This is a genomic window from Ureibacillus xyleni, assembly GCF_900217795.1.
Classification (GTDB): Bacteria; Bacillota; Bacilli; order Bacillales_A; family Planococcaceae; genus Ureibacillus; species Ureibacillus xyleni.
The window spans coordinates 100,804-120,272 of the sequence record NZ_OBMQ01000012.1 but is presented as its reverse complement, the minus strand read 5'-3'; the positions used below and the strand labels follow the sequence as shown (position 1 = coordinate 120,272).

Annotated in this window: 21 protein-coding genes and 1 other annotated feature; of the genes, 4 read left to right on the top strand and 17 right to left on the bottom strand. The window is 34.1% G+C overall.

Annotated elements, in window-relative coordinates; genetic code table 11:
• Window positions 1–65: 65 nt before the first annotated feature.
• Together CRO00_RS15725 and rpmG are read right to left on the bottom strand one after the other, a co-directional pair.
• Entirely contained in the window at window positions 66–665 is a 600-nt protein-coding gene (locus tag CRO00_RS15725) for a 5-formyltetrahydrofolate cyclo-ligase (RefSeq protein ID WP_097074614.1), read from the bottom strand.
• Between the two features lie 69 nt (window positions 666–734).
• The gene (rpmG, locus tag CRO00_RS15720) at window positions 735–884 is read right to left on the bottom strand and encodes a 50S ribosomal protein L33 (protein WP_008408521.1); all 150 of its coding nucleotides are present in this window, start codon (window positions 882–884) and stop codon (window positions 735–737) included.
• Between the two features lie 242 nt (window positions 885–1,126).
• On the opposite strand from rpmG, the gene CRO00_RS15715 reads away from it, so the two are divergent.
• Both CRO00_RS15715 and CRO00_RS15710 read left to right on the top strand, forming a co-directional pair.
• Window positions 1,127–1,465: a hypothetical protein gene (locus tag CRO00_RS15715; protein ID WP_237658446.1), complete on the top strand. Its 339-nt coding sequence runs from the start codon at window positions 1,127–1,129 to the stop codon at window positions 1,463–1,465.
• The gene (locus CRO00_RS15710) at window positions 1,462–1,989 is read left to right on the top strand and encodes an endolytic transglycosylase MltG (protein WP_097074612.1); all 528 of its coding nucleotides are present in this window, start codon (window positions 1,462–1,464) and stop codon (window positions 1,987–1,989) included. Before CRO00_RS15715 ends, CRO00_RS15710 begins: the two co-directional genes overlap by 4 nt.
• Window positions 1,990–2,030: 41 nt before the next feature.
• On the opposite strand, the gene CRO00_RS15705 is transcribed toward CRO00_RS15710, so the two are convergent.
• A complete protein-coding gene (locus tag CRO00_RS15705) occupies window positions 2,031–2,921 on the bottom strand; it encodes a LysR family transcriptional regulator (RefSeq protein ID WP_237658445.1) in 891 nt (296 codons plus the stop codon).
• Window positions 2,922–3,055: 134 nt separating this feature from the next.
• On the opposite strand from CRO00_RS15705, the gene CRO00_RS15700 reads away from it, so the two are divergent.
• Window positions 3,056–4,288, top strand: a complete 1,233-nt coding sequence (locus CRO00_RS15700; protein ID WP_097074610.1) for an MFS transporter — start codon at window positions 3,056–3,058, stop codon at window positions 4,286–4,288.
• Window positions 4,289–4,290: 2 nt separating this feature from the next.
• On the top strand, window positions 4,291–4,761 hold the full coding sequence (locus tag CRO00_RS15695) for a glutathione peroxidase (protein ID WP_097074609.1): 471 nt from the start codon (window positions 4,291–4,293) through the stop codon (window positions 4,759–4,761).
• Between the two features lie 44 nt (window positions 4,762–4,805).
• Here the strand turns inward: CRO00_RS15695 and CRO00_RS15690 are convergent, their stop codons facing one another.
• The 14 genes from CRO00_RS15690 to CRO00_RS15625 all read right to left on the bottom strand — a co-directional run bounded on the left by CRO00_RS15690 (window position 4,806) and on the right by CRO00_RS15625 (window position 19,469).
• A complete protein-coding gene (locus tag CRO00_RS15690) occupies window positions 4,806–5,657 on the bottom strand; it encodes a hypothetical protein (RefSeq protein ID WP_097074608.1) in 852 nt (283 codons plus the stop codon).
• Complete coding sequence (locus CRO00_RS15685; protein WP_237658444.1) at window positions 5,644–6,165, bottom strand: RNA polymerase sigma factor; 522 nt, start codon at window positions 6,163–6,165, stop codon at window positions 5,644–5,646. The genes CRO00_RS15690 and CRO00_RS15685 overlap by 14 nt, the downstream gene beginning before the upstream one ends.
• A 111-nt stretch (window positions 6,166–6,276) precedes the next feature.
• Entirely contained in the window at window positions 6,277–6,846 is a 570-nt protein-coding gene (locus CRO00_RS15680; RefSeq protein ID WP_097074607.1) for an anthranilate synthase component II, read from the bottom strand.
• Window positions 6,843–8,231, bottom strand: a complete 1,389-nt coding sequence (gene trpE, locus CRO00_RS15675) for an anthranilate synthase component I (RefSeq protein WP_097074606.1) — start codon at window positions 8,229–8,231, stop codon at window positions 6,843–6,845. The genes CRO00_RS15680 and trpE overlap by 4 nt, the downstream gene beginning before the upstream one ends.
• 80 nt (window positions 8,232–8,311) lie before the next feature.
• Window positions 8,312–8,539, bottom strand: a binding site (T-box leader).
• Between the two features lie 60 nt (window positions 8,540–8,599).
• On the bottom strand, window positions 8,600–9,262 hold the full coding sequence (phoU, locus tag CRO00_RS15670) for a phosphate signaling complex protein PhoU (protein ID WP_097074605.1): 663 nt from the start codon (window positions 9,260–9,262) through the stop codon (window positions 8,600–8,602).
• Window positions 9,263–9,280: 18 nt separating this feature from the next.
• Window positions 9,281–10,111, bottom strand: a complete 831-nt coding sequence (gene pstB / locus CRO00_RS15665) for a phosphate ABC transporter ATP-binding protein PstB (RefSeq protein ID WP_097074604.1) — start codon at window positions 10,109–10,111, stop codon at window positions 9,281–9,283.
• A 25-nt stretch (window positions 10,112–10,136) separates the two neighbouring features.
• On the bottom strand, window positions 10,137–11,015 hold the full coding sequence (gene pstA / locus CRO00_RS15660) for a phosphate ABC transporter permease PstA (RefSeq protein WP_097074603.1): 879 nt from the start codon (window positions 11,013–11,015) through the stop codon (window positions 10,137–10,139).
• Between the two features lie 3 nt (window positions 11,016–11,018).
• Window positions 11,019–11,966: a phosphate ABC transporter permease subunit PstC gene (gene pstC, locus CRO00_RS15655; RefSeq protein WP_097074602.1), complete on the bottom strand. Its 948-nt coding sequence runs from the start codon at window positions 11,964–11,966 to the stop codon at window positions 11,019–11,021.
• 124 nt (window positions 11,967–12,090) lie between these two features.
• Window positions 12,091–13,062: a PstS family phosphate ABC transporter substrate-binding protein gene (locus CRO00_RS15650; protein ID WP_097074601.1), complete on the bottom strand. Its 972-nt coding sequence runs from the start codon at window positions 13,060–13,062 to the stop codon at window positions 12,091–12,093.
• 183 nt (window positions 13,063–13,245) lie between these two features.
• Window positions 13,246–15,459 carry a penicillin-binding transpeptidase domain-containing protein gene (locus CRO00_RS15645; protein ID WP_097074600.1) on the bottom strand — a complete coding sequence of 738 codons (2,214 nt, stop codon included), beginning with the start codon at window positions 15,457–15,459 and terminating at the stop codon, window positions 13,246–13,248.
• Window positions 15,460–15,667: 208 nt separating this feature from the next.
• The gene (locus CRO00_RS15640; RefSeq protein ID WP_097074599.1) at window positions 15,668–16,420 is read right to left on the bottom strand and encodes a hypothetical protein; all 753 of its coding nucleotides are present in this window, start codon (window positions 16,418–16,420) and stop codon (window positions 15,668–15,670) included.
• The gene (locus tag CRO00_RS15635) at window positions 16,413–16,952 is read right to left on the bottom strand and encodes an RNA polymerase sigma factor (RefSeq protein ID WP_237658443.1); all 540 of its coding nucleotides are present in this window, start codon (window positions 16,950–16,952) and stop codon (window positions 16,413–16,415) included. Before CRO00_RS15635 ends, CRO00_RS15640 begins: the two co-directional genes overlap by 8 nt.
• Window positions 16,953–17,109: 157 nt before the next feature.
• Window positions 17,110–18,216 (bottom strand): ABC transporter permease, encoded by a 1,107-nt coding sequence (locus CRO00_RS15630; RefSeq protein ID WP_097074598.1) that lies wholly within the window; start codon window positions 18,214–18,216, stop codon window positions 17,110–17,112.
• The gene (locus CRO00_RS15625; protein ID WP_097074597.1) at window positions 18,213–19,469 is read right to left on the bottom strand and encodes an ABC transporter permease; all 1,257 of its coding nucleotides are present in this window, start codon (window positions 19,467–19,469) and stop codon (window positions 18,213–18,215) included. The genes CRO00_RS15630 and CRO00_RS15625 overlap by 4 nt, the downstream gene beginning before the upstream one ends.

Here is a 19,469-nt window from a genome sequence, read left to right as displayed (position 1 = left end):
AATGTTTGTCAAGAGCGATTGTCCCCTCGTTCGGAGAGTACTTATCGCCCAATACCTTGTGTTTTTCAATTTTTCATAGAAGTTTTGACACTACCTCGATTTTGGATGCAATCAATTCTGTTTTGTTCAGTAACAATTAGATTAACTGGTAGATCATGTGGATCTCTTGGTACCATATCAACCAATTGATTATGAAACGCTAGAGAAATAACATTCCCTTTAAATTTTTCTAAATAACGGTCGTAATATCCTCCGCCATAACCAATTCTGTATCCGCTTTTGTCAAAGACGATTCCTGGCACGATCATACAATCTATTTGTTCAGCAGAAACAAGCTCTGTTATTTGTGGAATTGGTTCTCGCAAATCCATATATACGATTTCAAGTTGATTAAAATTCTCAATTTTATAAAATTGCATCGTTCGATTTATAGAATTACATTTTGGAACCACTACTCTTTTTCCCTGTTTCCATAGAGATTCAATGATACCAGTCGTATCAACTTCTCTATTATTTGAGATCGTAATAGCAATCGTATCTCCTTCTATAATAGAAGGCTCTTTTAATAATTTATCTTTGATTGTTAAAGAAGACTGCTGATACAGATTTTCTGACATATTTTCAAGTTGTTGTTTAATTTTTCGACGTAATTCGCGTTTATTCAAGGATATTCACCATTCCCTCTTCAATAAGTAAAAAGCCAAAACCACAAGTGGTTTTGGCAAAAATGCTTATTACTTTGTTTCACGGTGAAGAGTGTATTTCTTCTCGCGAGAGCAATATTTTTTAAGTTCTAAACGCTCAGGATTGTTACGTTTGTTCTTTTTAGAGATGTAGTTACGTTCGCCACAATCTGTGCAAGCTAATGTAATGTTTACGCGCATTATTAACCCTCCCACTCTATATGTGTACTTTTATTCTTGAGCATGATTTATACGACTAAATCATTATAACATAAATCAAAAAAAAAAATCTAGCATGATTTATTAATAACTTTCCATATGATAAAATAAGTAAAAATGTTTTTTATGAAAGGAACGACAAAGTGGAACTATCAACTATTTTAATGATAATCGGAATAATTTGTATTTTTCTGTCCTTTTTTCTAAAAGACTCTGCCAAAAAAGTGGAACAGGAACTAGAAGATCTTTCTATTAGCATTTATCAAGAAACAAATGCACTAAAAAAACGTTTAAAAGTCGTTGAAGAAGAACTTCTATTAGAACCTAATTTTAACGTTAAATCCCCTGTTTCGACAAAAAAACAGATGGACACCTATAAGCAACAAGTTCCAACTAAATCTTTTAAAACAAGTCAAACAAAACAGACGCAAATAAATGAAATTCTTGTCGCACAAGTTATTGCACTAAATAAACAAGGCTATCCAATTGACGAAATAAGTAAAATGTCAACACTGTCAAACGAGCAAATTCAAAGCATTTTACAAAATGGAGGCAACAGATGAAGAGATCTTCCGTACGCGCTTTTGGTATTGCCTGCTTTTTAATAGGAGCGATATTGACAATAACCAATCAATACAATATTCCTTTTATCTCTTCCAAAGAAGATAATATCCAACAATATAAAAAACAAATTGCCGAACTTGAAGTGCAGTTAGAACAGGCAAATGAAAAGTTAAGACAAGCTAAGCAAACAAAACAAAATTCAGAAACTGTTCAAACAAAAGAAACAACAGCTGATACAAAAAATGAAGCAAAGGAGCCACAACAAGAAAGTCCTACTACCGAAAAAAGTGATGAAATCATAACGGAAACACTTTATATTTATTCAGGTCTTACATCCGCAGAGGTTGCTCAAAAGTTGAAAGATTTAGGAATAATAAACAATAGTGTTGAAATGGAACTTTTTTTAGCTCAACCTGAATATGCGAAGTCCATTCAGAAAGGGCAATTCAAGTTAAACTCGACAATGACCGTAGAAGAGATAGCTAATATTATTACCGGCAAACCTCAGGGAGTAAATGATTGACGCAAGAATGCTTTTTACAGTATCCTTGCGTTTTTAATTTATTAAACATTACCATTATTTTTAAAGTAATCTCGGATAAACATCGTAAACTGCTCCGTAGCTGAACTTTTAAATCGATTTTTCATATAAGCTAAACCAATTTCTCTTTTACAATTATCTAGATCTACTTTTATAATATGAAGCTTATACTGCTCAAGCCCCTTTATATGTGGAATTAATGACACGCCTAATCCACTTTCGACTAAACCAGCAACTGTATGTATTTCTTCCCCTTCAAAAGCAATGTTTAGCTGAAACCCTTCCCTTTTAAATAAATCGTCAACCGTCCGACGTAGGGAGTTTCCTTTTTTTATTGAAATAAAAGGGTCCTGTGCGAAATCTTTTATTTTCACTTGTTTTTTTGTCGCTAATGGATGGGACTTTGAAATAATTAGAAATAATTCTTCTTCCCACAATTTTTCCCAAACAACTTCACTATTTTTATCAATAGAAGATATTAAACATAAGTCGAGTTCTCCTAATTCTAGTTTTTTCATGATGGCACTAGAATTGCTTTGAGTAAGTTGAAATTTCATGTTTGGATAAACCTTCTTCACATCCATCATTAAAGAAGGAATAACTTCAAGTCCGAGCGTATGCATAAAACCAATCGATACCTCCCCTTGTCCAGGTGAAACAAGATTCGCTAAATCTTCTTTTGCTCGATCATATTCTTTTAAAATATTCTCAACACGTTCTAAAAAAAATTTTCCATATCGATTTAATTTAATCGAGCGTCCATTACGATCAAATAATTCCACCCCAACACTAGTTTCTAACACAGAAATGGATTTACTCAATGCCGGTTGTGAAATATGCAATTCCTCCGCAGCCCTGGACATATTTTCGTATTTTGCAACTTTGGTAAAGTAGTAGAGTGAATTGAACTCCATAACAGACCCCTTTTTATAACTTTTATTTATAAGACAGATAAAAACAATGAATTTCTATTATAGAACACCATTCATTATAATGAAATTACTGATAAAGTTCAAAAAAATGTCATAAATAAAAAGAGGCGATCCCCATGAATTATTTACAAAAGGGAACAAAACAGTTTACATTAGCAAATCTAGCACTGTTTGCAGCGGGATTTATTATTTTTGCAAACTTATATTTAACACAACCATTACTACCACAATTTTCAGAGGAATTTCATGTTTCTCCAGCGGTCGCTAGTTTATCCCTTTCATTATCAACGGCTGTCTTATCCATCAGTTTAATTTTGTTCGGATCTTTTTCTGAAGCATTAGGACGAAAACGATTAATGACGTTTTCAATTTTTGCTGCAGCAATTTTAACGATTGCCCTTGCGTTTTCACCAACTTTTGAGGTGCTCTTATTATTACGGATACTTCAAGGTTTTGTGTTTGCAGGAGTTCCAGCAATTGCGATGGCCTATTTAGGAGAAGAAGTTGAACCTTCTAGTTTAGGAACTGCCATGGGTCTTTATATTAGTGGGAATTCTGTTGGAGGTCTTGCTGGTCGAGTGATCATGGGGACAATGACCGACCTATTTAGCTGGCAAATTGGTATGATTGTTTTAGGTCTTTTGAGTTTACTAGTTAGTGCTTATTTTGTGTGGGCATTACCAGCATCAAAGCATTTTACACCAAGACCTCTAAAATTTAAAGCATTAACAAAATCATTATTTTATCATCTCAAAGATCCGGGGTTAATTTGTTTATTTGGTATTGCTTTTACTTTAATGGGTGGATTCGTTACATTATATAATTATATCGGCTATAAATTAATCGGCCCTCCATATAATTTAAGTGCAGGAGTTGTTGGTTGGATCTTCGTCGTTTATTTAGTCGGAACTTTTAGCTCAGCTTGGTTTGGAAGTTTATCTGATAAATTCGGAAGACAAAAGGTATTAATGATTGGCATATTATTAATGTTGTCTGGTGCCTTACTAACATTACCTGTAAGCTTGTTTGTGAAAATTATCGGGATAGTTTTATTTACATTTGGATTTTTTGGTGCACATTCTATTGCCAGTGGTTGGGTTAGTTTCCGAGCGAAAAAAGATAAAGCACAAGCCTCTTCTCTCTACTTATTTGGTTATTATTTTGGCTCAAGTGTCGGTGGTACAACAGGAGGAATCTTCTGGGTAAGCTGGGGCTGGAATGGGGTTATTGCATTTATTAGTGCTTTTTTGATTACTTCTTTTACATTGTCGCTTATACTTTTAGTAATGAGTAGAAAAACTAAAAACTTTGAAAGCCCAACTTCTATACTAAATATAAAAGAGGGATAATAATGAACATCTACGAATTTGAAGTAAAAACTGAAAATGGTGAACCTTATTCTTTAGAACAATACAAAGGCAAAGTGTTATTAGTTGTGAACACGGCAACAAAGTGTGGCTTAACAGGTCAATTCGAGGACTTAGAGGAATTATATAAAAAATATAAAGATCAAGGCTTTGAAATACTTGGCTTCCCATCTAATCAGTTTAAACAAGAGCTACCAAATGCTACAGATGCTGCGGAAGCGTGTCGTCTAACTTATGGTGTGACATTCCCAATGCACGAACTTGTAAAAGTAAACGGAGAAGATGCACACCCATTGTTCAAATATTTAACAGAGCAAACTAAAGGTATATTAGGGAAAAATGTAAAATGGAACTTTACAAAATTTCTAATTGATCGTCAAGGTAATGTGGTGAAACGCTTTGCACCAACAGATAAACCTTCAAAATTCGAAAATGAAATAGTTCAGTACTTATAAAATGGGCTAACTCAAAACAAATTTCGTTTTGGGTTAGCCTTTTTTTACCAAAGTGGTTCATCTTCTTTTGAATAAGATATTGTAAATTTAGTAATGTATAAATTAAATAGAAAACTAATCACAAGGAACGATAACATAATAAAAGGAAACGGGATTTGAAAGAATGATAATGTAAAGAAGGTTAATAACGGAACCGTAATCATAGCAGAATTGCTCTTTTTAGCAGCAGTACTATGGTAAATTCTCTCATTGCAATATTCACATTTTGTACGATAAGAATTCCAAGACATTGAAAAGATTTTTTTGCTTGTAAAGCGATTTCCACAGTGAGGACACGCTGCTTGTTTTCGATGTCTAATACACCATAATAAATAAATACAATTCAGTGCCGTAATAATTAGGACAACCCATAGCTTTAAAAATAGAATTTGAAGGATATCTACTATTAAATAAGTAGGAACTGATATAAGGATATAGGTAAATATGAACCAGGGTAAAAATTTTATTTGTGCGTATTTTTTCAAATTTCTCCAACGAGTTGTATTTAATATAGTAAATATTAGTGCCGTGATTGCAAAACCCGTTAAACCGTAAATAATTAAAAACCAGAATAATGTTGGTGAAAATGCCACATTCGTTAGTTGTACCGAATCAGCTACTGTTGTCATGTCTGAATAGGAACGATGATTATAAATTGTAACCAATAAAAGAAATGCCCCAATAATCGCAAAGCCACCTAAAACAAAGGGATACGCCCAGTTTCGATTATGTATTTTATTATTTTGTTTTTGCCCTGTCATGACGTTTTTTAATATTTGAGATTTTTCTTCTTGCGAAAATTGAAAGTTTGAATCAAGTTCCTTTTTCCACTTTTCTTTAAAGTCATTCATTTCCATTTAATAACACCTCCAAATCACTTTGTTGTAAAATGTCTTTCAACATATTTCTTGCCCTTTGAATACGAGACTTTATTGTAGATTTTGGCGCATTGAGTAGCCCTGCAATTTCCTCTATTGAATAATCTGCATAATAGTATAGTAAAATGACTTCGCGATATTTTACCTTCAACTTCAAAACAGCTTTTGTAATTTCCATTCTTTCTTCCAATTCCAAAAGGAGATTTTCGGAGTTTTTTGATGTTCCTTTGATACCCACTCTTTCAAAAAGCACTTCTTTTTTACTTTTCCAACTCCGCAAATAATCATAACTACGATTCACTGTCATTTTTGTTAAATATGTTTTTACACTTGAATGCTCACGAAACTGATCTCGTTTTTTATAAAAATTCATAAAAACATCTTGTACAATTTCTTCTGCATACCGTCTATCTTTCACATAGATATATGCAACTCGGAGTAAGTAATCACTATATGTCTCGACGATTTGTTCGATTGATTGTCGCACAACATACCTCCTCTCATTAGATTTCAACTTATAGACGGATATTTTTCATGTTAGGACGCAAAAAAAGGAACATCTTAAAAATATTTTTAAGACGCTCCCCTTGTGGTCATATTATACTTTTTCTAAAAAAGCTTCAACCATTTTCGTCCCTGTTTCAGTACCAATTGATTCTGGGTGGAACTGTAAACCAAAAACAGGGTATTGTTTATGTTGAATTGCCATAATTTCCCCGTCATCCGATGAAGTGGCTAATATTTCAAAATCTTCGTGGATTGTGGAAGGCTCAATAACAAGAGAATGATAGCGCATTACTTCTAACTCGCCATCGATATGTTCAAATATTCCTTTTTGCTCGTAATTTAAAGTCGATAGCTTACCGTGCATAATATTTCTAGCACGAATAATTAAACCTCCAAAGGCTTCTCCAATGGATTGATGTCCTAAACAAATTCCTAAAATAGGATATTCCTTATATAATTCCTTTACAACTTCAACTGTAATTCCTGCTTCACTTGGAGTTCCAGGTCCCGGCGATAAGACGATTGCTTCTGGATGCAGATTGCGAATATCTTCTATGGATAATGCATCGTTTCGAACAACCTTTACTTCTTTACCTAATCCAGCAATTTGTTGATATAAGTTATACGTAAATGAATCATAATTATCGATTAATAAAATCATCGTTGCACCTCCAAAAGAGCTTTTGCTTTATTTAACGTTTCTTCGTATTCGGATTGTGCAACGGAATCATAAACTACGCCAGCTCCTGCCTGAACATATGCTTGTTGATCTTTTACAATCATTGTTCGAATTGCGAGTGCTAAGTCCATATTTCCATTCATTGAAATATACCCGATTGCTCCCGCGTAAACACCACGTTTGGTTTGCTCTAAATAATTAATGATTTGCATTGCTCGAATTTTCGGTGCACCCGATACAGTTCCTGCAGGTAAACATGATGTTAAAACATCTAATACGTGAACATCATCATGCAACTCACCCGTAACTTCTGAGACAATATGCATTACATGTTTATAGCGTTCAATTGTCATATATTTACTTACTTGAACAGACCCAATTTTACTAACTCGACCGATATCATTACGCCCTAAATCAACTAGCATCCGATGTTCTGCTATTTCTTTTTCGTCATTTAATAGCATTTGTTCAATTTGGATATCTTCTTCTTTTGTTTTTCCTCGAGGTTTTGTTCCAGCGATTGGATTTGTCGTAACCTTTCGATCATGAACCTTCACTAAACTTTCCGGTGAAGTCCCTAGAATCGTATAGTCACCAAACTCTAGATAAAACATATAGGGTGATGGATTGGACGTTCTCAATTTTCGATATAAACTAAATGGATTTCCATTAAAGCCAGCTTTAAATCGTTGAGACAATACTACTTGAAAGATGTCACCTTTTTCAATATGCTCTTTTGCCTTTTCTACCATTTCGATAAACTGATGTCTATCGATTGTTGGCTGAAATTCAATTGCTGTTATTGACTCTTCAGTAAAAGGGATGCTTTGAGTGAGCTCTTTTTCAATTTGCTGCACAGTACTACGCATCTCTTCTTCAGTTCGACCATTATTGAATAAATCAATAGCCACGATTGCTATCTTTTGTAATAAGTGATCAAACACTATAAACGTATCATAAAAGAACACATGAACGTCTGGCATTGTTAATTCATCTTTTAACGCTTCACCAATATTTTCGTTGTAGAAAGCAGTATCATAACCAAAATAACCAATCGCGCCACCAAAAAAAGAAAAAGGATAGTGTACATTTTGAATTGGCATCATTTCTCTTAACTTTTGTAAAACTGACCCTTTTTCCGTTTGTGGATTTTCGTTTGCAAATTGAGATGTATATTCCTTATTGCCCCCTTTTAATTCAGCAATAGGGTTTACAGCAATAAATGAATATCTACCACTCTCTTCATGTTTTGCAGAGGATTCGAATAACACCTTTTGTTTCCCTTTTAAGCTAGTGAAAATGGAAATTGGCGTCATCATATCCCCTTGTACTTCGTGAATGACGTACTGCTTAACTTTAACTACCATCTCATCTCTCTCCTTCTCTACTCTACTCATCTATGCACATGCTGACCTTTTAATCAGCATAAAAAGGCCCTTCCATCACAAAAAAGGACGGAAAGAGCCGTGGTGCCACCTTTATTGACTATATACTAATTTTGAAATGCATATAGTCCACTCAACTGTTGTAACGCAAGTCATGCGCTAGTACCTACTAAAAAGTTCAATACTAGGAGCTAGAAAGCCCATTCATATTATGACGTGCACTAGCTTTCACCAACCGCTAGCTCTCTAAAGCAATCCATAATACTACTATTTTTCATCATTGCTCATTATTTATCTATAAATAGTTTATTATAAATTTTTAAACTATTCAAATAAAATTGCAAAAAAATTTAATTGTTTAAATCAATATGCTGACCTTTTTTCAAATATAAAAGATGTTCTGCAATATTTGTTGCATGGTCAGCACAGCGTTCAATATAGCGACAAATAAAAGATAAATACGTAATTTGTGATACGCTTTCTGGAGCTACTGCACTTAATCTCATTAAATGTTTAATCATATTACCATACATTTCGTCAATTTGGTCATCCAATTCGGCCACTTCTTTTGCCTTAGCGGTATTTTCTTCAACAAATGCTTCGACAATTTGACGTAACATTAGAGTTGTTTTGAAGTACATATCTTCAATGAGCTCCACCGAAGTAATAAAGCGAGTTTTCCCGATGTGCAATGTTTCTTTCGCAATATTTACTGCATAATCACCAATTCGTTCCATATCACTAGCAGCTTTTAATAATACAATTAATCTTCTTAAATCAGTTGCTACTGGTTGTTGTCTCGTTAATAATTTAATAACACGATCGTTAATAGCTTCTTCTAAGCGATTAATTTTAACATCTTTATCAATTACCTCTTGTGCTTTGATTAAATCTTTTTCAATAAATGCAGTAAATGAAGCTTCTAATGTTAAAATACTACGATCACATAGATGTAATAAATCTTGTTGTACTTCATTCATTTCATGATCATATCGTCCACGAACACTACTCATTTCTCTTTTCTCTCCTTATTAACCGAAACGGCCTGAAATATAATCTTCTGTACGTCCGTCACGAGGGGTCGAGAAAATTTTATCTGTATAATCGAATTCTACTACCTCTCCATTTAAGAAGAAGGCTGTTTTGTCAGATATACGAGCTGCTTGTTGCATGTTATGAGTCACAATAATAATCGAATAATTATCTTTTAGTTCTTGCACTAGCTCCTCCACTTTCAATGTAGAAATTGGATCAAGAGCAGATGTTGGTTCATCCATTAAAATAACATCTGGTTCAATGGCAAGGCATCGAGCGATACAAATACGTTGCTGCTGACCTCCGGATAACCCATAAGCATTTTGATTTAAACGGTCCTTTACTTCATCCCAAATTGCTGCTCCACGCAAAGATTTCTCAACAATCTCATCAAGAATTTTTTTATTCTTAATTCCGTGAATTCGTGGACCATAAGCGATATTATCATAAATTGATTTAGGAAATGGATTCGGTTTTTGGAACACCATTCCTACTTTAGTGCGTAGTTCTTCTACTTCATAAGAAGATTCGAAAATATTACGACCACGATAATTAATTTCACCACTTGTTTTTACAATTGGTACAAGTTCTACCATGCGATTTAATGCTTTTATATACGTAGATTTTCCGCATCCAGAAGGGCCGATAATTGCTGTTACATCATTTTCTTTAATATCAAGTTGAATATCTTTTAATGCATGGTGACTTCCATACCAAAGATTAAAATTTTTCGTACCAAAAACTGTTTTTTTTTCAATCGTATTTTTTAATTTACTAACAGCTTGTTTTGGGGATTTCACCTTTGTTTCATCACTATTTTTTATCATAAGATCTACCACTTTTCACACATCCTTAATATCGTTTTTGGAACTTATTGCGAATAAAAATTGCAATGGAGTTCATAATCACAAGAAGTGCCATTAAAACAATAATCCCTGCAGCTGCAACATACTGGAATTCCTCTTGCGGTCGTTTTGCCCAATCGTAAATTTGCAATGGTAATGTCGTAAATTCACTTAATAAACTATCAGGTAAGAACTGTAAAATTACCGGGATACCTAATACAACAAGTGGAGCAGTTTCACCGACCGCACGAGATAAAGCCAAAATACTACCTGTTAAGATTCCTGGAATTGCGGCTGGTAATACAACGCGAGTAATCGTTTGCCATTTCGTCGCCCCCATACCATATGATGCTTCACGTTGCTCTTTTGGAACAGCACGAATGGCTTCTTGAGCAGCAACAATGATTACTGGTAAAATTAACAAACTCATTGTTAATCCTGCAGCTAAAATACTTTTTCCTAAAAATAACATTCGTGCAAAGATTGTTAACCCTAATAATCCAAATACAATGGAAGGAACACCCGCTAAGTTTGAAATGTTCATTTGAATGAAATCTGTAAACTTATTTTTCTTTGCATATTCTTCTAAATAAATAGCCGTTCCAACACCTAAAATCATCGAAACAGGTGCAATAACAAGCATTAAATAAATCGATCCTATTAATGCTGCTTTTATTCCTGCTTTTTCGGCAAATCGAGATCCAAAATTACTGAAAAAATCCCAGTTCAGATATCCTGTTCCTTGTGACAAAATACGTACTAAAAGAATGACTAAAGCGAATAAAGCTAAGCTTGTCGCGATAAAGAAGATCGCTTTCCAAAACTTATTTATCTGTAACCGAGACTTCATACGCTTCATTACAACAGTATCATCAATATATTTCATACTTTAATACTCCTCTCTGAAGCGTTTTGAAATGTATTGTGCTAATAAATTCATTAATAAAGTAAAGATAAATAACGTAAAACCAACTGCATAAATTGAATAGTAAATTGTTGTACCATAACCTGCATCACCGGATGATACTTGAACAATATAAGCTGTCATGGTTTGAATTGACCCTGTTACATTGAATTCGAATGTTGGCGTGGCTCCCCCTGCTAGTGAAACGATCATTGTCTCCCCTATTGCACGAGATACCGCTAATACGACAGATGAAACGATACCAGATAATGCTGCCGGTAATACAACTTTTAATGAAACTTCTAATTTTGTTGCCCCTAACGCTAACGCACCTTCACGAATTGAATTAGGAACAGAGCTCATGGCGTCCTCAGATAATGATGCTATCATCGGTAATATCATAATTCCGACAACAATTCCTGGACTTAATGCATTGAATATTTTCAGCGATGGTATCAATTGTTGTAATAATGGTGTAACAAATGTTAATGCAAAAAAACCATATACAATTGTTGGGACACCAGCTAGAACCTCTAAGATTGGTTTAACGATTCGACGAGTTTTATCTGATGCGTATTCACTTAAGTAGATAGCAGCAGCGATTCCTAGTGGTACTGCTACACAGGCTGCAATTACTGATACTTTTAAAGTTCCTAGTACTAATGGTAAGACACCATATAATGGCTCACTTCCTGAGAAGGGCAACCATTCCGTTCCGAATAAGTAATCGGTAATTGATACTCTCTGAAAAAATTCAAAGGTTTCAAAAATAAGTGTAAAAACGATCCCAATTGTTGTTAAGACTGAAATTAATGCTGTAATTATTAAAATGAGAGGCATTAATTTTTCAACTATTTTTTTGCCTTTTTTGTTTCGAGATTGAGCAATTAACTGTTGAACACTTTGCTCTTTCTCAAGACCTTGAGAAGCCATAATGTAAACTCCCTTCAACTATGTAAAAAAACAAATCTCTTAAGATTATTTAGAGATTTTATAAATGTGTGAGGAATCTCTACTAACTTGGTAGTGAGAACCCCACACACTTTATTGAGAATGTTTATTTTAAACCTTCTAAAGCTGTTAAACCTTCAGTATATTTTTCATCTGGTAATTTTACATAACCAACAGCTTCTGCCATTTCACCAGCATGTTCTAAAGTAAATTTCATGAAATCATAAAATGCTTCGTTCTCTTTTAATGCACTGTTTTTCGCATAAACAAATAGTGGGCGTGATAAAGGAGTATATTCTCCAGATTCAATAGATTCATTTGTTGGTTTTACACCATCAACACTTACTGCAGTTAACTTATCTTCATTTTCTAAGTAGTAAGCATAACCGAAGAATCCAATCGCATTTTTATCTGCCGATACACCTTGTACTAATACGTTATCGTCTTCTGATAATGTTGCAGCTTTCACAAGGTCTGCACCTTCTAAAATTACTTCATCGAAATAATCGTACGTTCCTGAGTCAGTACCTGGTGAATAGAATACGATTTCTTCATCTGGCCATGATGGATCGATATCCGACCATTTTTTAGTTGTACCATCTTCAACCCAAAGTTGTTTTAACTGATCTACTGTTAATTCAGTAGCCCAATCGTTTTCGGGGTTAATCACAACTGTTAAACCGTCAAATGCAACTTGAAATTCTGTATAGTCTATTCCAGCTTTTTCTAATTCAGCTTTTTCTTCATCTTTAATTGGACGGGATGCATTAGAAAAGTCAGTTTCCCCAGCGATGAATTTTTCAAAACCACCGCCTGTACCTGATACACCAACCGATACTTTTACATCTGGTTGAACTGCTCCATATTCTTCAACAAGACCTTCTGTAATTGGTGCTACAGTCGACGAACCGTCACCTGAAACTGAACCTGTTAATTGTGCATCACCAGAATCTGTAGTTTCAGCTGCATTACTTCCAGTTGTTGCTGCATCTTCAGTTTCTGTTTCAGAACCACATGCCCCTAATAGTAATGCTGATCCTAGTACGGCTGTCATCGTTAAGTACTTCCACTTTTTCATCTCTTATTTCCTCCATCAATTCATAGTAAGTTTGTCTTACAGGTAAAACTATAATGGTAGTTTGTTGATTTCATATAAATGAAGTGTAAAGAGATTGTAAACGTTGTAGTATTTTGTAAATGTAATAATTGTGACTTGAAATAAAAAAATCTCGCCTATTCATAGATAGACGAGATTTTTACGCTATTCATTAATTTTTTGTTCTTCCGTGTCTTCATCAATTTTATCATCTGTTGTTGGTGGCATTATTTGCTGCTTCACGGAACTAGATGTAAGACCTTCTTTTTCATATTTTTTCTTTAGTTCAAAATAAACATCTAAAACTTCACGTGCAATTTGGTTACCGTGACCTAAATGAATATTGAAATTCGTTGTTGCCCATGGAATTACTACAGCATAGGCAACTTCAGGATTTTCCAACGGTGCAAAACCAACATGGGCTAGATTTACAGTAAATGTTCCATATTCTTCACGTAATGGACCATAATAAACTACTTCCGCTGTTCCTGTCTTCCCTGCAGCTGTATAAGGCGTATCGTTAAATGCTGAATAGGCAGACCCTTGTGATCCAACATAAACTTGTCGAAGTCCTTTTTTAACATGATTAATTTCATCGATACTGTTCGAAATACGATTCAATATTTTTGGTGTTACTTCTTCCACAACAGGTCCTAAAGTTTCCCCATCTTCTGAAGGATTGCGAATCTCCTTTAGCATTCTTGGTTGAATTCTGTATCCACCATTAGCAATCGTAGAAATATACTGTGCTAGTTGCATCGGTGTATATGTATCGAACTGACCAATTGCTAAGTTTAAAATTTTACCTGTATCTGTTAGTTCACCTTTTATACCTGATGTTTCATTTGGTAAATCAACCCCTGTATTTACACCGAGTCCAAATTGGGCATAGCCATTACGCATCGTTTGAAGTGTATCGTTTTTAATTCTAAATACCATATTTGGCGAATAATTCGATCCAGCAATTCTAATTGCTGTTTGGAACATATAGGAGTTGGATGAACGTTCTAAAGCTTTCAAATCATTCATCGCAACGGCACCACTACGGTTAAAGATGGAACTTTTTGGCTTCGTTCCATATAATCTAATTGGCTGGTCAATTAATACTGTACCCGGTTCAATAGCATTTTCTGAGTAACCCATTAAAACGGTTGCAGCCTTGACCGTTGAACCTGCTTCATAAGCTGTTGTAAACGTACCATATGAATAATCAACAATATATGATTTGCCGGTTTCCGGATCTTTTTCAATTTTCTTCCCTACTACAGATAGGATTTCACCAGTATTAGGATTCATCATCACAAAGAAAGCACGATCGAGTAATTTAGATTGACCCATGGATTTTAATTCAAGCAATTTTTGTTCAACAATTTTTTCTGCTTCAGTTTGAAGTTCGATATCAATCGTTGAAACTAAATCTTTACCTGGTTCACCTGCATACGTCGTTACTGTATCAATGACTTCCCCTTGTTTATTCGTAATATTTTTCACAACCGATTTTTGTCCTTGAAGTAACTCTTCATATTGCGCTTCAAAATAACTTTCCCCAACTCGGTCATTTCGGGAATAATCTCTTGCTAAATAAAAATCGAGTTTTGCTTTTGGTATCCCTTTACTCGGTACAGTGGTTCTTCCGAGTACAGCAACAGAAGAAAGTTTCACTCGTTTCCAATCTGTTGTTGTATTGACTCCAGGTAAATCTGGTAGTCTTTCAGAAACACGGGCAAATTCTGCATCTGTTACATTTTCATTTTTGATGATCTGTGGAGAAAGGTTATAACCTGATGCCATTTCACGATAGATGGCCAACACTTCCAACTCGAATGGTGTGAATCCATTTAGTTCTTCATCCGTTATTCTTTCTCGTACTAAGCGATCAATCTCTTGTTGCTTTTCTTTTTCTTCTAAATCTTCGTTTGCTTGTATTTTTAGCTTTTCTTCTTCAGTTACCTTTTCATAAGCAATTTCTCTATTTTTTAGAATCCAAAAATCTAGGCGATCTCGCAATGTAATACGGTCAATTGGTTGTTCAATTAACATCGCCAATTGTTCTGCAATATTTATCATTTCTTCAGTTGTCGTTGTTTGCATTTTCGTATATGTAATGGCATTTTCAGGCTCATTATCAACTAAAATTCTTCCATAGCGATCATAAATTCGCCCACGAGGCACACTAGTATTCACGGCAATTTCTTCTGTTCTTTCTATCGCACGTACATAATCTTCACCTTTTACAATTTGCAAATACCCTAGCCGGAAAATAAGTGCAGAAAATAATAGAAAGATGGAAAAGAAAAGGATATTCATACGAAATGAAAGACTCGCGCGGTATTTTGCTTTTACACTGGAAGCACGGTTATTTTTTGGCTTTTTTCGCATTATTATTCCCCTTTCTTAAAGTTTAGCATTCTTCATTTTATAAAATACATACATTCTAGTATAACATTAAAAACCTTTACAAAAAAGTATCATTCAGAAAGAAAAACTTTCTAAAGATGTGACGGATAATTCGTTAAAACGGTTGCATATAGAGGGAAAACATTCTTAATTAAAAAAGAGGACCCGAAACGGAATCCTCAGTAATCCACTATTTAACTAATATTTCAATTTCATTTGTTTCTAACGACATTCTCTCTCTCAGTTCGTCTGAAATTGTTAATGAGATTTTAGAGCCGCCTACCAGATTGGCAAATTTATATCCTTGAGCAGTAACATTCGCTCCATCAGCATAAATAACTTCCGCATTTTCTGGTTGTATTTTTTCAATATGAGAAAAATAATCTCCACTAATCATTCCCTTTTGGTACCATTCTTCAGTTAAGACATTGTAATGGGGTGCCATATAGAATGTTAGCATCACATTTACTTCTCCTGGTTCAACTTCCATGACCCCTGATGTTGGTAACGGTTTATGATTGACGGATAGTTCATACTTAAAGTGACTCTTTGCAAGTTGCAGCATTTCATCATCCGTTAAACTTGGCATGATTTGTTGAATGACTTCATGATAATATTCCCTTTCATCCTCAAAGGTACTTACTTGATATTCTAACTCTGCAATTTTCTCATTGTCATTACTTATTGCTGGATGTTCTTCTAAGTTTGGAGCCTCTAGTTCCGTATTTGCTTGTTGTGATGTCTTAGGCAAAATGCTTGAAATCCAAATACCTGAACCTAAAAGTAAACAAATTGTTACCGCTATTGGCATAAATACAACATTTCTCTTCTTCTGAGGTGGCTTTACCATATTATTGATTAATCTTCGTTTTGTACCTTGATCATATACTTGATTCTCTGTAAAAATATACTGGATACTTTTCTTTATTTGATTTTCACTCATCTAGTTTCCCTCCTAATCGTTCTTTTAACATATTTCTTGCACGACTAAGTCTCGTTTTTACAGTATTGATTGAACAATCAAGGATACTTGCAATTTCCTCTATTTTTAATTCTTTAAAATAAAACAAAATGACTACTTCACGATATTTCGGTTTTAATTTTAGTACTTCATTTCCAATCATAGCCCGTTCATCTTCTAATACGAGAAAATCATCCAGTGAATTTTGAACTCCGAACAAATTAGAAAATGTATTTGTTAATAGATAATTACGGTACGACCAACTTCTTAAATAATCGTAGCTTCGATTAATGGTCATTTTATACAAATACGTTTTATATGAAGAATCTCCGCGGAACTGGGATTTCTTTTCGAATGCTTTAATAAAAACATCCTGTACAATATCTTCAGCCATCTGTTTATTTTTCACATATGAATATGCCACTTGAATTAAACTTTCAGCATAAGTTTCAACAAGTTCTTCAAACAGTTCTGAAACATTGTCTTCTTCAGACAATAAATCAGTTGCAAACACAACGATACACCCCCATATTTAATTACACACCTTAGACGGACCTCGCTCGTAAACAGTTTCAAAAATTTCATAATCCTTCTTTAAATTTACATAATTAAAATTTTAACGCGGCTTACAATCGTAAGCCGCGCATGTCAAATTTTGTACAATTGGTTTGTTAAGAATGACCCTTTTTTTCTAAAACGTTAATTCCAATGCCCATTAAGATAACAGCCATGAGAAGTAACATTCCAAGAGGTTGAAAGAGTTCATTAATTGTAGCTCCATGAATTGTTACCCCATTTAGTATTTGCATGCCATAAGTAATCGGTGAAATATACGAAAGAGTTAAGATAACTTTGGAAGTAACGATCTCAATTGGCCAATAAGCTCCTCCAAGCATTGCAAAGGGAACAGCTAACACAACGATAAATGCATTAAACTTACCAGGAGTTTCGGCGATGGATGCTACAAAAATCGTTAATGCTACAATACAGAATAAATATGGTATGATTGCAATTAATGTTTTGAAAAATCCACCATAAAAGTCCACACCTACTCCAAAGTGGAAAATTGACAGTACTAGCACTACTTGTAAATAACCTAACAAAAAGCTATAAGCCAGATTCGCGATATATATTTGGGTCTTTCCAATGGAGGAAACTGTTAATCTCGACCAAATATGATTTCTTCGTTCCATTACAAGATGGTTAACACCGTTAGCAATTGTATAGATTACCATAAATAGAGTGAATCCAAAGAGGCTATGAAGTTTAGAATCGTAAATAAAATCACCATCATTGGAAAAGTTAGTATATTCAACATTAAAACTAGCATTGGATTCTACTTCATTAAGAATAGATTGTATATTCTTTTGTTGCTCTACGGGATAAGCCGTAACAATCGTTTCGTTTTGCATGACTTCACGATAAATCGTTGAAATCTCGTTTTGAAATAACGGTGCATTTAAAAAGTTAGGAGATGAAATTAATTCAAAACTACTTGCTTGTAAATGTACGGCTAATTCTACGTCCCCTTCTTCCACTAATTTTAATGCCTCTTCTTCATCATAAAGTTGATATTCAACATCTGGCATTTTTTTTAATTCCTGAAGCATCGTTTCTGTCAAATTTTTATCTAAATTTGAATAAACAGCAATTGGTAATTTTGCTTGTTGACCAAGTCCTAAAATATAGGCAAATAAACAAATAATGATTGTTATTACAATAAAACTTAATGGTTCCCGCTTTAATAATATTAACTTTGTTTTTAAAATATTTATCATTCAAGACCTCCTCTTTTCGGGAAGAGCAGAAAGGCCAAAACAATTAATGCAATCAGTAAGATAGCTAAATTTGTAATGTTAGGTAAAAGATCCGATAGCGATACTTGTTGTGCTAACTTTAAATAACCGTCTAAAGCAGCACCATTTGGAGTCCACATACCGATTTTAGCCATACCTGGAGATAAACTACTTATATTAAAGAAACTACCCCCGAGTAATGCTAAAATTGCAACGAGTGCATTTGAAAAAACATTCGAAGCACTTGCCGAGTTATAGCGGTAATTCAAGGATGAAAGTACTGCAGCGATACCTCCGATTACCATAGCCAATAGGAAAGTTAAAAGTAGATACAGATCAAAATGGTTAAAAGTAATATCAAATATAAAATAAGCAAAGGTAAACAAAATCATTGTTTGTAACATTGCGAGAATAACAGTAGATACGATAATACTAGATAAATATGTGATAGGATGAATGCGTGCAAGTAAAATGCGGTCAAAAATATGCGTATCCTTTTCTAAAAATGATTGGCTTGCTATAGTCCCTGCAATAAATAAAATAAACATTACCGCCATACTAAAGGTATAATAAATTTTCGATGTAATCTCACCTTGGGATTGAATGGTTTTAATCGTTGATGAGATTTCCGGTGTTGGAACAATCATTCCTTGTGACAATAATCCATTTTCACTTAAAACTTTATTTAGCGTATATTGATGCTGGAAATCATCAATAATCGTTTGAACGATACTCGCTGTAATTTGTTCACCTTCGTTTAAGTAAACAGAAAATGATGGTTTCTCACCATTTAAAAATTGGTAGGATAAAAAATCAAATGTAAAGTTTTCTGGAATTTCAATAATTGCTGAAAACTCTTTTTCATTGCGAGTTTCATCAATCTTACTTTCACTAACTTTTGTAATATGGACAAATTCCTTTAACTCTTCATTTTCCATGATTTGTTCTTCTAGTAACTTTACTGGTAGCATCCCTGTAATTTGTCCCTTTAGTTCATCAGTAATCGGGAAGAAATCTTTTGCCATCTGAATAAATGCTTCTACTTGCTCTTCTTGATTTCCATGTTGTACGAGGGCAATTTCAACCTTAGATATTTCTGTATCGCCCTCCATTAAAGGACCAAGCGCATAACTTAATATAAAAATTAATCCAATAGGCATTACTAGTAAAATTAACAATTCGGAAGGACTTCGCAGCAATAATTTAATTTGTTTTTGTATCAGTGCTAAGAACAC

Bases quoted from the DNA above. Each gene is read 5' to 3' on its own strand.
- rpmG (WP_008408521.1), bottom strand. From the start codon at position 884: ATGCGCGTAAACATTACATTAGCTTGCACAGATTGTGGCGAACGTAAC.
- CRO00_RS15710 (WP_097074612.1), top strand. From the start codon at position 1,462: ATGAAGAGATCTTCCGTACGCGCTTTTGGTATTGCCTGCTTTTTAATA.
- CRO00_RS15705 (WP_237658445.1), bottom strand. From the start codon at position 2,921: ATGGAGTTCAATTCACTCTACTACTTTACCAAAGTTGCAAAATACGAA.
- CRO00_RS15700 (WP_097074610.1), top strand. From the start codon at position 3,056: ATGAATTATTTACAAAAGGGAACAAAACAGTTTACATTAGCAAATCTA.
- CRO00_RS15695 (WP_097074609.1), top strand. From the start codon at position 4,291: ATGAACATCTACGAATTTGAAGTAAAAACTGAAAATGGTGAACCTTAT.
- CRO00_RS15690 (WP_097074608.1), bottom strand. From the start codon at position 5,657: ATGGAAATGAATGACTTTAAAGAAAAGTGGAAAAAGGAACTTGATTCA.
- CRO00_RS15680 (WP_097074607.1), bottom strand. From the start codon at position 6,846: ATGATTTTATTAATCGATAATTATGATTCATTTACGTATAACTTATAT.
- trpE (WP_097074606.1), bottom strand. From the start codon at position 8,231: ATGGTAGTTAAAGTTAAGCAGTACGTCATTCACGAAGTACAAGGGGAT.
- phoU (WP_097074605.1), bottom strand. From the start codon at position 9,262: ATGAGTAGTGTTCGTGGACGATATGATCATGAAATGAATGAAGTACAA.
- pstB (WP_097074604.1), bottom strand. From the start codon at position 10,111: ATGATAAAAAATAGTGATGAAACAAAGGTGAAATCCCCAAAACAAGCT.
- pstA (WP_097074603.1), bottom strand. From the start codon at position 11,015: ATGAAATATATTGATGATACTGTTGTAATGAAGCGTATGAAGTCTCGG.
- pstC (WP_097074602.1), bottom strand. From the start codon at position 11,966: ATGGCTTCTCAAGGTCTTGAGAAAGAGCAAAGTGTTCAACAGTTAATT.
- CRO00_RS15650 (WP_097074601.1), bottom strand. From the start codon at position 13,062: ATGAAAAAGTGGAAGTACTTAACGATGACAGCCGTACTAGGATCAGCA.
- CRO00_RS15645 (WP_097074600.1), bottom strand. From the start codon at position 15,459: ATGCGAAAAAAGCCAAAAAATAACCGTGCTTCCAGTGTAAAAGCAAAA.
- CRO00_RS15640 (WP_097074599.1), bottom strand. From the start codon at position 16,420: ATGAGTGAAAATCAAATAAAGAAAAGTATCCAGTATATTTTTACAGAG.
- CRO00_RS15630 (WP_097074598.1), bottom strand. From the start codon at position 18,216: ATGATAAATATTTTAAAAACAAAGTTAATATTATTAAAGCGGGAACCA.